Origin of the sequence: Streptomyces luteogriseus (assembly GCF_014205055.1) — a bacterium.
GTDB lineage: Bacteria > Actinomycetota > Actinomycetes > Streptomycetales > Streptomycetaceae > Streptomyces > Streptomyces luteogriseus.
The window spans coordinates 3,660,771-3,674,347 of sequence record NZ_JACHMS010000001.1; the positions used below are offsets into that span (position 1 = coordinate 3,660,771).

The following is a 13,577-nucleotide window of genomic DNA, read 5'->3' on the forward strand; positions in this document are numbered from 1 at the left end:
ACGTCCCGAAGCGTCCCGCCTCGAACCACCCTGAAACGCACCGCGGTCGCTATCTCCGCCGGCGTGCTCCTGCTCCCGCTCAGCGCCTGCGGCGGTGACGCCGAGGCGGGCAGCGGCTCCACGGTCACCGTCACCGTCGGCTACCAGTCCAGGACGATCAACACCGTCACGGCCGGCACCCTGCTCCGCTCCCTGGGCGCCTTCGAGAAGCAGCTGAACTCCCTGCACGACGGCGTCCACTACGAGGTGAACTGGCAGGACTACGCCACCGGCGCCCCCATCACCGCCCAGATGACCGCCGGAAAGATCGACATCGGCTCGATGGGCGACTTCCCGCTGCTCATCAACGCGGCCCGCGGCAAGCAGCTGAACAGCCCCACCCGCCTGGTCTCGGTCACCGGCTACAACCTCCGCGGCGGCCTCAACACCATCGTCACCGCGCCCGGTTCCGAGCTGACGTCCCTGAAGGACCTGAAGGGCAAGAAGGTCTCCACGAGCGTGGGCTCGGCCGCCGACGGCACCCTCGTACGGGCCCTGCAGCGCGCCGGCATCGACCCGGACAGCGGCATCGAGAAGCTCAACCAGCAGCCCTCCGTCGGCGCCTCCGCCCTCGCGGCGGGCAGCACGGACGCGCTCTCCCAGTTCGTCGCCTGGCCGGGCCTGCTCGCCTTCCAGGGCAAGGCGAAGGCGATCTACGACGGCGCCCGGCTGAACCTGCCCACCTTCCACGGCGTCACCGCCCGCGAGGACTTCGCGAAGCAGCGCCCTGCCGTGCTGGAGGCGTTCCTGAAGGCCCAGGCGGAGGCGACCGACTACCTGAACGACCGCCCGGTGGACGCCGCCGAGAAGGTCGCGAAGGCGACCGGCCTGCCCGCCGAGGTCGTCTACCTCTACAACGGCGATCACGGCATCGCCACCTTCGACCCGGCCATCAGGCCCCAGCTCGTCTCGGCGCTGAAGCGGGACGTGTCGATCCTCAGGTCGGCGAAGCTCACCGGCGACGTGGACGTCGACTCCTTCGTCGACGACCAGTACGTGAAGAAGGCCCTCGGATCGGCGGCGTACGCCGGGCACCTCGCCACGAAGCCCGCGCCCGCCGCGAGCGAGGCCTGGCCCAAGGGCGCCTCGAAGACCGTCACGTTCGACTCCCCCTCCAAGCTGTTGCGTTACGTCGCCGGGCATCGCGACGCCCTGCGCGCCGCCTACGTCCCCGACACCACCACCGGCACCCTCTGGTTCGCCGACAAGGCCGTGTGGGTGGCCGACGGCGACACGCTGCTGCCCTTCGTCGCCCCCGACACCGCGCAGGCGTACATCGCCGGGCACGGCGGAGCCCGGGTGGTCCCGTACGCCGACGCCCTGGAGCGGGCCTCGTGAAGCGGTACGCGCTCCGGGTGGCGTCCCTGGCCGCCGCCCTCGGCCTGTGGCAGGCGCTGACCAGCCTGAACATCGACCTGTGGCTGCGCTTCTCGCAGTTCCCGACGGTCACCGACGTGGCCCGGACCTTCGCCGCCCGGGTGTCCGGGCCGGACTACTGGACGGACCTCACCGACAGCCTCACCCGGATCCTCACCGGCTTCCTGCTGGCCGCCGTCCTCGGTGTGGCGACGGGCGTGCTCGCGGCGCGCTCGCGGCTCGCCGAGGACCTGCTCGGTCCGGTGCTGGAGGTGATCCGGCCGATCCCGGCCATCGCCCTGGTCCCCGTCGCGATCCTGCTGTTCCCCTCCAACGAGCAGGGCATCGTCTTCATCACCTGCACCGCCGCCTTCTTCCCCGTCCTGGTCTCCACCCGGCACGCGGTGCGCGCCCTGACCCCCGTGTGGGAGGAGGCCGTTCGCACCATGGGCGGGGGCCGGTGGCGGATCCTCGGCTCGGTCGTGCTGCCGGGCGCGCTGCCCGGTGTGTTCGGCGGTCTGTCCGTCGGCATCGGCGTCTCGTGGATCTGTGTGATCTCCGCCGAGATGATCTCCGGCCAGTACGGCGTCGGCTACCGCACCTGGCAGGACTACACCGTCGTCGACTACCCCGGCGTGTTCGTCGGCATGGTCACCATCGGCGTCCTCGGCTGGCTCACCTCCACGGCCGTGGAACTGCTGGGCCGCCGCCTCACCCGCTGGCTGCCCCGCACCGCCTACGTGCCCGGGGCCCGGCCGCCCCGGCCCGGCCGGTCCGTGACGCCGGCACCGGCACCGGCCGCCACTGCCACCGTCCCCGGCGGCACCCGATCCGAGGAGGCACACGATGAGCACCTCGTCTGACACCGTGTCGAACACCCCGCCCGGAGCCGTCCCGGCCCCCTCGTCCGAGACCGACCCGAGCACGTCGTCCGACACCGCCCCGAGCACGTCGTCCGACACCCTCGCGAGCACGTCGTCCAAGGCCGCCGCCCCCGGCGCCCCGGGGCGCGGCACCCGGCTCACCCTCACCGGCGCATCCCTCGGCCGCCCCGGCGCCCCCGCTCTGGACGAGGTCGATCTGGACATCGCCCCCGGCGAGATCCTCACCGTCGTCGGCCCGTCCGGCTGCGGCAAGTCGACCCTGCTGCGCACCCTGGCCGGCCTGTTGTCGCCGCTCGCGGGCGAGATCGCCCAGGACGGGCAGCCGCTGACCGGCCCCTCGGCCGACCGCGCCCTGGTCTTCCAGGAGGACGCCCTGCTCCCCTGGCGCACCCTGCGCGCCAACGTCGAACTGCCCCTCGCCATCCGCGGCGTACCCCGCGCCGAGCGCCGGGAGCAGGCCCGGGCCTGGCTGGAACGCGTCGGACTCGGCTCGCAGGCAAGGCAGTTGCCGCACCGGGTCTCCGGCGGGCAGCGCCAGCGCGTCCAGCTGGCCCGCGCCCTGGCCGGACGCCCACGCGCCGTCCTGATGGACGAGCCGTTCGGCGCGCTCGACGCACAGAACCGCGCGGGCATGCAGGACCTGCTGGTGGAGGTGCTCCAGGGCACGGGCGCCACCGTCGTCTTCGTCACCCACGACGTGGACGAGGCCCTGTTCCTCGGCGACCGCATGGCCCTGCTCGGAGCGGGCGGCCTCGTCGCCGTCCGGGACATCCCCCGCCCGCGCGACCGCGGCGCACACGACGACCCGGTGCGCGTGGCCCTGCGGCGCGACGTCCTCACCTCGCTCGGTACGTGAAAGGCACCCCGGTGACCACCTCCGTGAACCCCCCTGCGGACACCCCCCTGGCCGTCCCGTCCCTCGCCGACGCCGAGGAACTGACCTGCGACGTCCTCGTCATCGGCGGCGGCACCGCCGGCACCATGGCCGCGCTGACCGCCGCCGAGCACGGCGCGGACGTGCTGCTGCTGGAGAAGGCCCACGTCCGCCACTCCGGTGCGCTCGCCATGGGCATGGACGGCGTCAACAACGCGGTCATCCCGGGCCGGGCCGAACCGGACGACTACGTCGCCGAGATCACCCGCGCCAACGACGGCATCGTCGACCAGTCCACCGTCCGCCAGACCGCCACCCGCGGCTTCGGCATGGTGCAACGGCTGGAGTCCTACGGCGTGAAGTTCGAGAAGGACGAGCACGGCGACTACGCGGTCCGCCAGGTCCACCGCTCCGGCTCCTACGTACTGCCGATGCCGGAGGGCAAGGACGTCAAGAAGGTCCTCTACCGGCAGCTGCGGCGGCGCGAGATGCGGGAGAGGATCCGCATCGAGAACCGGGTGATGCCGGTGCGGGTCCTCACGGCGGACGGACGGGCCGTCGGAGCGGCGGGCTTCAACACCCGTACGGGGCAGTTCGTCCAGGTCCGCGCGGGCGCGGTGATCCTCGCGACCGGCGCCTGCGGCCGCCTCGGCCTGCCCGCCTCCGGCTACCTCTACGGCACCTACGAGAACCCCACCAACGCGGGCGACGGCTACGCCATGGCCTACCACGCGGGCGCCGAGCTCACCGGCATCGAGTGCTTCCAGATCAACCCGCTGATCAAGGACTACAACGGCCCGGCCTGCGCCTACGTCGCCAACCCCTTCGGCGGCTACCAGGTCAACCGGCACGGCGAACGCTTCGTCGACTCCGACTACTGGTCGGGCCAGATGATGGCCGAGTTCGCCGCCGAGGTGGCGTCCGACCGGGGGCCCGTCTACCTGAAGCTGAGCCATCTCCCCGAGGAGTCCGTCTCGGCCCTGGAGACGATCCTGCACTCCACCGAGCGCCCCACCCGCGGAACCTTCCACTCCGGCCGCGGCCACGACTACCGCACCCACGACATCGAGATGCACATCTCGGAGATCGGCCTGTGCGGCGGACACTCCGCCTCCGGCGTCCGCGTGGACGAGCACGCCCGCACGACCGTCCCCCGGCTGTACGCCGCCGGCGACCTGGCCTGCGTGCCCCACAACTACATGATCGGCGCGTTCGTCTTCGGTGACCTGGCGGGCGCTGACGCGTCCCAGTACCGGACCTACGCGGGCGAGTTGCCGTCCGATCAGCTGCGGGAGGCGCACGAGCTGATCTACCGCCCGCTGCGCAACCCCGACGGCCCGCCGCAGCCCCAGGTCGAGTACAAGCTGCGCCGCTTCGTGAACGACTACGTGGCTCCGCCCAAGTCCGGTGCCCGGCTGTCGCTGGCCCTGGAGGCCTTCCAGCGCATGCACACCGACATCGCCGAGATGGGCGCCCGCACCGCGCACGAGCTGATGCGCTGCGCCGAGGTCACCTTCATCCGCGACTGCGCGGAGATGGCCGCACGGTCCTCCCTGGCCCGTACGGAGTCCCGCTGGGGCCTCTACCACGACCGTCTCGACCATCCGCAGCGCGACGACGCGTCCTGGTTCCATCACCTCGATCTGCACAAGTCCCCCTCTGGTGCCATGGAGTTCACGGCCCGGCCCGTGGCTCCCTATCTCGTTCCGGTCGACGGTTTCGACCCCGTCGGCGGCCCGTCCCGTGCCCTCGGCGAGGTCCACGCCGAGGAGGTGGCCACGGCGGGTTCGCGTGACCTGGCGCCGGTCGCGGCCGCGGTCGGGGCTGCTGTCGCGGCGACGGAACCGGTCTCGCCACCGCTGTCGTCGGCCGCCGCGCCCTCCGGAGAGCGGTCCCCGGCCGTCGCACCTTCCGGAGAACAGTCCCCGGCCCGTCTCCTCGAACTCGTCGCGCTCGCCGACGAAGAGCCCGAGCTCGACGCCCTTCAGCCCTACTTGACCGACCCCGTCGCCACCGTCCGCCGTGAGGCCGTCGCCGTGCTCACCGAGACGCTGCCGCCGGGGACGGGCACCGCTCTCGCCTCCGCCCTGCGCGACAGCGCCGCCGAGGTGCGTGCCGCCGCTGCCGCGTCACTGCGGGAGCTGGTCGAGACGCTCCCGGCCGAGCCGGACCTGCGCGACGGTCTCGCCGCCGCCCTGGCCGAGCCGGACCCGGTGGTGCGCGCCGCGGCCCTGGACGTCCTGCGCGCCCTGCGCCTCGGAGACGCCGCCCTGTTCGCGGGCTCCCTCGTGGACTCCGACATCGCCGTCCGCATCGAGGCCGTTCGCGCCCTGGTGTCCGTGGACGCCGCCGGCGAACTGGCCCGCGCGGCACTCTCCGACCCCTCCCGCGAGGTCCGGGTCGCGATCGCCAAGGGCCTGGCCACGGTGGGTGGCGAGCGGCCGGCGCAGGACGCCCCGACCGACGCCGATCCCGACGCCGGTTCCATCGAAGCGGCCCTCACCGGTCTCCTCGACGACCCTGATGCCCTGGTGCGGGCAGCGGCCTACGGAGCACTGGGCGCCACCGGCTGCCCGGCGCCCCTCACCGCACGCGCCGTGGCCGCCCTGTCCGAGACCGCCTGGCAGGTCCGGTCCGGAGCCGCCACGGCCCTGTCCGTCGCCAATCCCGACGTGGCCGTCCCGGCGCTCGCCAAGGCCCTGGCGGACCCCAACGCCGACGTCCGCAAAGCCGCCGTCCTGGCACTCACCCGGCACCGCGGCACCGAGGAGGCCCGGGCGGCGCTCGCCACGGCGACGACGGACTCCGACGCGGATGTCAGGGCGTACGCGGGGAGGGCGTTGTGACCGGCCCGGCGGCTCGCCCGTCCCTGTGACCCGGCCGGAACCCGGCCCTATATCCAGTCGTCGGGCTCCGGCTCCTCGTCCATCTCCGGCCAGTGGTCCGGCTCGCCCGCGTCCTGACCGAGGGTGTGAGGCGGGGTCTGGCCGGACGGCGAGGGGCCCGAAGGAGCCAACTGGGCCGAAGGCGCGTCGCCCGCAGGAGCAGCACCTCCCGGCCCGCCCAGCGACGCGAGCACCTCCAGCACACCCTCCCCGTACGTGGTGAGCTTCTTCTCGCCGACCCCGCTGATCCCGCCGAGCTCCCCCACCGACGTCGGCCACACTGTGGCGATGTCCCGCAGGGTGGCGTCGTGGAAGATCACGTACGCGGGGACGCCCTGCTCACGAGCCTGTTCGGCGCGCCAGGCGCGCAGTGCCTCGAAGGCCGGCAGCAGCTCCTCGGACAGCTCGGCGGCGACGGCCTTGCCCTTGCGCTCGCCCCGCCCGGAGCCCGTCGACGAGGACCCCGACCGGGAGCTCACCGGCTTCTTCGGCTCCTTGCGCAACGGCACGTCCCGCTCCCGCCGCAGCACCGCCCCGCTGGCCTCGGTCAGCACCAACGTGCCGTACTCGCCCTCCACCGCGAGCAGCCCCTGGGCGAGCAACTGCCGGATGACGCCGCGCCATTCGCCCTCGGTGAGCTCCTCGCCGATGCCGAACACGGACAGCTGGTCGTGGTCGAACTGGATGACCTTGGCGGTCCGCTTCCCCAGCAGGATGTCGACGATCTGCACCGCGCCGAACTTCTGCCCGCGCTCCCGCTGCAGCCGGACCACCGTGGACAGTGCCTTCTGCGCCGCGACAGTGCCGTCCCAGGTCTCCGGCGGGGTCAGGCAGGTGTCGCAGTTGCCGCATCCGGACGGGTCCGGGTCCTGGCCGAAGTAGGCGAGGAGCTGCCCCCGGCGGCACTGGGCCGTCTCGCACAGCGCCAGCATCGAGTCCAGGTGGGCCTGGGCCCGGCGCCGGAAGGCCTCGTCCCCCTCTCCGGACTGGATCAGCTTGCGCTGCTGGATGACGTCGTTCAGTCCGTAGGCCATCCAGGCCGTCGACGGCAGTCCGTCACGGCCGGCCCGGCCCGTCTCCTGGTAGTAGCCCTCGACCGACTTGGGCAGGTCGAGGTGGGCGACGAAACGGACGTCCGGCTTGTCGATGCCCATGCCGAAGGCGATGGTCGCCACCACGACCAGGCCGTCCTCCCGCAGGAAGCGGGACTGGTGGGCCGCGCGCGTGCCCGCGTCCAGGCCCGCGTGGTACGGCACGGCCTCGACGCCGTTGCGGCTGAGGAACTCGGCGGTCTTCTCCACCGAGTTGCGCGACAGGCAGTAGACGATGCCCGCGTCGCCCGCGTGCTCCTCACGCAGGAAGCTCAGCAGCTGCTTCTTCGGGTCGGCCTTGGGCACGATCCGGTACTGGATGTTGGGCCGGTCGAAGCTCGCCACGAAGTGCCGGGCCGCCGGCATGTTCAGCCGCTCGGTGATCTCCCGGTGCGTCGCATGCGTGGCCGTCGCCGTCAGCGCGATGCGCGGCACGTCCGGCCAGCGCTCGCCGAGCAGGGACAGCGCCAGGTAGTCGGGCCGGAAGTCGTGGCCCCACTGGGAGACGCAGTGCGCCTCGTCGATCGCGAAGAGGGAGATCTTGCCGCGGGAGAGCAGGTCGAGCGTGCTCCCCACCCGCAGCCGCTCCGGCGCCAGGTACAGCAGGTCCAGCTCGCCGGCGAGGAACTCGGCCTCCACCATCCGCCGCTCGTCGAAGTCCTGCGTGGAGTTCATGAACCCGGCCCGCACGCCCAGCGCCCGCAGCGCGTCCACCTGGTCCTGCATCAGGGCGATGAGCGGGGAGACGACCACACCCGTACCCGGCCTGACCAGCGACGGGATCTGGTAGCACAGCGACTTTCCGCCGCCGGTCGGCATGAGCACGACGGCGTCGCCGCCGGCCACCACATGCTCGATGACCGCTTCCTGCTCACCGCGGAAGGCGTCGTACCCGAAGACCCGGTGCAGCGCGGCCAGCGCCTCGCTCGCGTCGGCGTCGAGGGGCCCGGCGGGACCACTGCCCGCGCCGATCCCGGCTCCGGTACCCCCGGCTCCGGTCATCGCGTCCAGTTCCGTCATCACACCCGTCCCGCCCGTCGCGCCCATCGTTGCGTCCCCCGTGCGTCGCGCCTCGACCACTGCGTCCACCATAGGCGCCCGCACCGACAGCCCCGGAGTTATCCACAGGTCTCGCCCGGTGAAGGCGGTGCCCATACATACGTGCGACAGGGCTCGCCACGGCGGCACCTCGCCCGAAAACGCCGCGGGGCCCGGCCCCCGAAGGAGACCGGACCCCACACAGCCGTACACGGACGTCAGCGGACGAACACGCCCGCCTGCCCCGCCAGATCCAGGAAGTACTGCGGGGCCACGCCGAGCACCAGCGTGACCGCCACGCCCACCCCGATCGCCGTCATCGTCAGCGGCGACGGCACGGCCACCGTCGGGCCCTCCGGCCGCGGCTCGCTGAAGAACATCAGCACGATGACGCGGATGTAGAAGAACGCCGCGATCGCCGACGAGATCACGCCGATGACGACGAGCGGGGCGGCCCCGCCCTCCGCAGCCGCCTTGAACACGGCGAACTTCCCGGCGAAGCCGGACGTCAGCGGAATGCCCGCGAAGGCCAGCAGGAACACCGCGAACACGGCCGCCACCAGCGGGGACCTGCGCCCGAGCCCCGCCCACTTGGACAGGTGCGTCGCCTCGCCCCCGGCGTCCCGGACGAGCGTGACCACCGCGAAGGCGCCGATCGTCACGAACGAGTACGCCGCCAGGTAGAACAGCACCGACGAGACACCGTCGGGCGTGGTCGCGATGACACCCGCGAGGATGAACCCGGCGTGCGCGATCGACGAGTACGCCAGCAACCGCTTGATGTCGGTCTGCGTGATCGCGACGATCGCACCGCCCAGCATGGTGACGATGGCCACGGCCCACATGACCGGCCGCCAGTCCCAGCGCAGGCCCGGCAGGACGACGTACAGCAGCCGCAGCAGCGCGCCGAACGCCGCCACCTTTGTCGCCGCCGCCATGAAGCCGGTCACCGGCGTCGGCGCGCCCTGGTACACGTCCGGCGTCCACATGTGGAACGGCACCGCGCCCACCTTGAACAGCAGGCCCATGACCAGCAGCGCTGCGCCGATCAGCAGCAGCGCGTCGTTGCCCATGGTGTCGGCGAGCGCCGGGTTGACGTCCTGCACGGTGCCGTCGACGACCTGCGCGATCGTCGCGTACGACATCGAGCCCGCGTAGCCGTAGAGCAGCGCGATGCCGAACAGGGTGAACGCGGAGGCGAAGGCGCCGAGCAGGAAGTACTTGACCGCCGCCTCCTGCGACATGAGCCGCTTGCGGCGGGCCAGCGCGCACAGCAGGTACAGCGGCAGGGAGAGGACCTCCAGCGCCACGAACAGCGTCAGCAGGTCGTTCGCCGCCGGGAAGATCAGCATGCCGGCGACGGCGAACAGCAGCAGCGGGAACACCTCGGTGGTGGTGAACCCGGCCTTGACCGCGGCCTTCTCGCTCTCGCTGCCCGGCACGGACGCGGCCTGCGCGGCGAAGGAGTCGACGCGGTTGCCGTGCACCACCGGGTCCAGGCGCCGCTCGGCGAAGGTGAACAGGCCCACCAGGGCCGCCAGCAGGATCGTGCCCTGGAGGAACAGGGCCGGCCCGTCGACGGCGATCGCGCCCATGGCCGCGATGCGTGCCTTGGTCGTGCCGTACCCGTCGGCCGCGAGTGCCACGACCGCGGCGAAGGCGGCGGCGAGGGCGACGACGGACACGAACATCTGGGCGTAGTAGCGCGACTTCCGCGGGACGAACGCCTCGATCAGGATCCCGATGATCGCCGCGCCGACGACGATCAGGGTCGGCGACAGCTGGCCGTACTCGAACTTCGGCGCGTCGATCTTGGTGATCGGATCGGCCGCGGTTGTCCACAGGCTGTGGACGGCTGTTGCGCTCACTTGGCCGCCTCCACCTCGGGCTGGGGGTCCTTCTTCTGGACGTCGGACATGGTCTGTTTGACCGCCGGATCGATGATCTGCGTGACGGGCTTCGGGTAGACGCCCAGGAAGATCAGCAGGACGACCAGCGGGGCGACCACCACGAGCTCACGGATCCTGAGGTCCGGCATCGCGGAGACCTCCGGCTTCACCGGGCCCGTCATCGTCCGCTGGTAGAGGACGAGGGTGTAGAGCGCGGCGAGGACGATGCCGAAGGTGGCGATGATGCCGATCACCGGGTAACGCGTGAACGTGCCGACCAGGACCAGGAACTCACTGACGAACGGCGCCAGCCCCGGCAGCGACAGGGTCGCGAGGCTGCCGATCAGGAACGTGCCGGCGAGCACCGGGGCGACCTTCTGCACTCCGCCGTAGTCGGCGATGAGCCGCGAGCCGCGCCGGGAGATCAGGAAACCCGCCACCAGCATCAGCGCGGCCGTCGAGATGCCGTGGTTGATCATGTACAGCGTCGCGCCGGACTGGCCCTGGCTGGTCATCGCGAAGATGCCCATGATGATGAAGCCGAAGTGGGAGATCGACGCGTAGGCGATCAGCCGCTTGATGTCCCGCTGGCCGACCGCGAGCAGCGCCCCGTAGATGATGCTGATCAGGGCGAGGACGAGGATGGCGGGCGTGGCCCACTTGCTGGCCTCCGGGAACAGCTGGAGGCAGAAGCGGAGCATCGCGAAGGTGCCGACCTTGTCGACGACCGCCGTGATGAGGACCGCGACCGGGGCGGTGGACTCCTGCATGGCGTTGGGCAGCCAGGTGTGCAGCGGCCACAGCGGCGCCTTCACCGCGAAGGCGAAGAAGAAGCCGAGGAACAGCCAGCGTTCGGTGTTGGTCGCCATGTCGAGCGTGCCGTTGGCACGGGCTTCGGCGATCTCCTGGAGCGAGAAGTTCCCGGCGACCACGTACAGGCCGATCACCGCGGCCAGCATGATCAGACCGCCGGCCAGGTTGTAGAGGAGGAACTTGACGGCCGCGTACGACCGTTGGGTCGCCGCCGCCTTCTCGCCGTGCTCGTGGGCACGGTCCCCGAAGCCGCCGATGAGGAAGTACATCGGGATCAGCATGGCTTCGAAGAAGATGTAGAAGAGGAAGACGTCGGTGGCCTCGAAGGAGAGGATCACCATCGCCTCGACGGCCAGGATCAGGGCGAAGAAGCCCTGCGTCGGCCGCCACCGGCTGCTGCCGGTCTCCAGCGGGTCGGCGTCGTGCCAGCCCGCGAGGATGATGAACGGGATCAGGAGGGCGGTCAGCGCGACCAGCGCCACCCCGATGCCGTCCACACCCAGTTCGTAGCGGACGCCGAAGTCCGCGATCCAGGCATGGGACTCGGTGAGCTGGTAGCGGTCGCCGTCCGGGTCGAAGCGGACCAGGACGGTGACCGCCAGGACGAGCGTGGCGAGCGAGAAGAGCAGCGCCAGCCACTTGGCGGCGGTGCGCTTCGCGGCCGGTACGGCGGCCGTGGCGATCGCTCCGACGGCCGGGAGCGCCGCTGTCGCTGTCAGCAGAGGAAAGGACATCGGTATCAGACCGCCCTCATCAGCAGGGTCGCGGCGACGATGACCGCCGCACCCCCGAACATCGAGACCGCGTAGGAGCGGGCGAAGCCGTTCTGCAGCTTGCGCATCCGCCCGGAGAGGCCGCCGACCGAGGCCGCCGTGCCGTTGACGACGCCGTCGACCAGGGTGTGGTCGACGTAGACCAGGGAGCGCGTGAGGTGCTCCCCGCCGCGGACCAGCACGACGTGGTTGAAGTCGTCCTGGAGCAGGTCGCGCCGGGCCGCCCGGGTGAGCAGCGAGCCGCGCGGGGCGACGGCCGGGACCGGGCGGCGGCCGTACTGGGCCCAGGCGATGGCCACGCCGATGATCATGCAGGCGACGGTCGCGCCGGTGACCACGCCCGCGCTGATCGGCGGGTTGCCGTGGCTGTGGCCGGTGACCGGCTCCAGCCAGTGCATGAACCGGTCGCCGATGCTGAAGAACGCACCGCCTGCCACCGATCCGACGGCCAGCACGATCATCGGGATCGTCATGATCTTGGGCGACTCGTGCGGGTGCGGCGGGGTGTACTCGCCGCGTGTCTCGGCGGCGGGCTCCACGTCAGGCTTGGCCGGTGACGGGGTCGGGGCGTTGCGCCAGCGCTCCTCGCCGAAGAACGTCATCAGCATCACGCGCGTCATGTAGAACGCGGTGATGGCCGCGCCGAGCAGGGCGCAGGCGCCGAGGATCCAGCCCTCGGTGCCGCCCTTGGCGAACGCCGCCTCGATGATCTTGTCCTTGGAGAAGAAGCCGGACAGACCCGGGAAGCCGATGATCGCCAGGTAGCCGAGGCCGAAGGTGACGAAGGTGACCGGCATGTACTTCCGCAGGCCGCCGTAGCGGCGCATGTCGACCTCGTCGTTCATGCCGTGCATGACCGATCCGGCGCCGAGGAACAGCCCGGCCTTGAAGAAGCCGTGCGTCACCAGGTGCATGATCGCGAAGACGTAGCCGATGGGGCCGAGGCCGGCGGCGAGGATCATGTAGCCGATCTGCGACATGGTCGAGCCGGCCAGGGCCTTCTTGATGTCGTCCTTGGCGCAACCGACGATCGCACCGAACAGCAGCGTGACCGCGCCGACGATGGTGACGACCAGCTGTGCGTCCGGGGCGCCGTTGAAGACGGCCGCGGAGCGGACGATCAGGTAGACGCCCGCCGTCACCATGGTCGCGGCGTGGATGAGGGCCGAGACCGGGGTCGGGCCCTCCATCGCGTCCCCGAGCCAGGACTGAAGCGGCACCTGGGCGGACTTGCCGCAGGCGGCGAGGAGCAGCATCAGCGCGATCGCGGTCAGCTTGTCCTCACCGGCGGCACCGGCGAGCCCGGCCTCCCCGTGGCTGCCGAGCACCGGCCCGAAGGCGAAGGTGCCGAACCACAGGAACATCAGCATGATCGCGATGGAGAGGCCCATGTCGCCGACGCGGTTGACCAGGAAGGCCTTCTTCGCGGCCGTGGCGGCGCTGGGCTTGTGCTGCCAGAAGCCGATCAGCAGGTAGGAGGCGAGACCGACGCCCTCCCAGCCGACGTACAGCAGCAGGTAGTTGTCGGCGAGGACGAGGATCAGCATCGCCGCGAGGAACAGGTTCAGGTAGCCGAAGAAGCGGCGGCGCCGCTCGTCGTGCTCCATGTACCCGACGGAGTACAGGTGGATCAGCGATCCGACGCCCGTGATCAGCAGCACGAACGTCATGGACAACTGGTCGAGCTGGAAGGCGACGTCCGCCTGGAAGCCCTCCACCGGGATCCAGCTGAACAGGTGCTGGGACATCTCGCGGTCCTCGGCACCCCGGCCCAGCATGTCGGTGAACAGCACCAGGCCGAGCACGAAGGAGACGGCCGCGAACAGGGTACCGAGCCAGTGGCCGACGGCGTCCAGCCGCCGGCCGCCGCACAGCAGGACCGCCGCTCCGAGCAGGGGCGCCGCCACCAGCAGCGCAATGAGGTTCTCCACGATT

The 13,577-nt window shown here is 71.4% G+C and carries 8 protein-coding genes; 4 read left to right on the forward strand and 4 right to left on the reverse strand.

Annotation, left to right across the window (positions count from 1 at the left end):
* The first annotated feature begins 30 nt into the window (after positions 1–30).
* The 4 genes from BJ965_RS15870 to BJ965_RS15885 are packed head-to-tail and all read left to right on the forward strand — an operon-like array spanning position 31 to position 5,999.
* Positions 31–1,377, forward strand: a complete 1,347-nt coding sequence (locus BJ965_RS15870; protein WP_184917200.1) for an ABC transporter substrate-binding protein — start codon at positions 31–33, stop codon at positions 1,375–1,377.
* On the forward strand, positions 1,374–2,258 hold the full coding sequence (locus BJ965_RS15875) for an ABC transporter permease (protein WP_184909203.1): 885 nt from the start codon (positions 1,374–1,376) through the stop codon (positions 2,256–2,258). Before BJ965_RS15870 ends, BJ965_RS15875 begins: the two co-directional genes overlap by 4 nt.
* The gene (locus BJ965_RS15880; RefSeq protein ID WP_246545906.1) at positions 2,242–3,135 is read left to right on the forward strand and encodes an ABC transporter ATP-binding protein; all 894 of its coding nucleotides are present in this window, start codon (positions 2,242–2,244) and stop codon (positions 3,133–3,135) included. Before BJ965_RS15875 ends, BJ965_RS15880 begins: the two co-directional genes overlap by 17 nt.
* A gap of 11 nt (positions 3,136–3,146) precedes the next feature.
* Entirely contained in the window at positions 3,147–5,999 is a 2,853-nt protein-coding gene (locus BJ965_RS15885; protein ID WP_376777922.1) for a fumarate reductase/succinate dehydrogenase flavoprotein subunit, read from the forward strand.
* A 47-nt stretch (positions 6,000–6,046) separates the two neighbouring features.
* Here BJ965_RS15885 and recQ read toward each other — a convergent pair whose 3' ends face one another.
* From recQ to nuoL, 4 genes are all read right to left on the reverse strand, one after another.
* Positions 6,047–8,149: a DNA helicase RecQ gene (gene recQ, locus BJ965_RS15890; protein ID WP_376777978.1), complete on the reverse strand. Its 2,103-nt coding sequence runs from the start codon at positions 8,147–8,149 to the stop codon at positions 6,047–6,049.
* Between the two features lie 236 nt (positions 8,150–8,385).
* Complete coding sequence (gene nuoN / locus BJ965_RS15895) at positions 8,386–10,035, reverse strand: NADH-quinone oxidoreductase subunit NuoN (RefSeq protein ID WP_184909204.1); 1,650 nt, start codon at positions 10,033–10,035, stop codon at positions 8,386–8,388.
* Positions 10,032–11,603, reverse strand: a complete 1,572-nt coding sequence (locus BJ965_RS15900) for an NADH-quinone oxidoreductase subunit M (RefSeq protein WP_184909205.1) — start codon at positions 11,601–11,603, stop codon at positions 10,032–10,034. The genes nuoN and BJ965_RS15900 overlap by 4 nt, the downstream gene beginning before the upstream one ends.
* Before the next feature lie 5 nt (positions 11,604–11,608).
* A complete protein-coding gene (nuoL, locus tag BJ965_RS15905; RefSeq protein ID WP_184909206.1) occupies positions 11,609–13,573 on the reverse strand; it encodes an NADH-quinone oxidoreductase subunit L in 1,965 nt (654 codons plus the stop codon).
* Positions 13,574–13,577 lie beyond the last annotated feature (4 nt).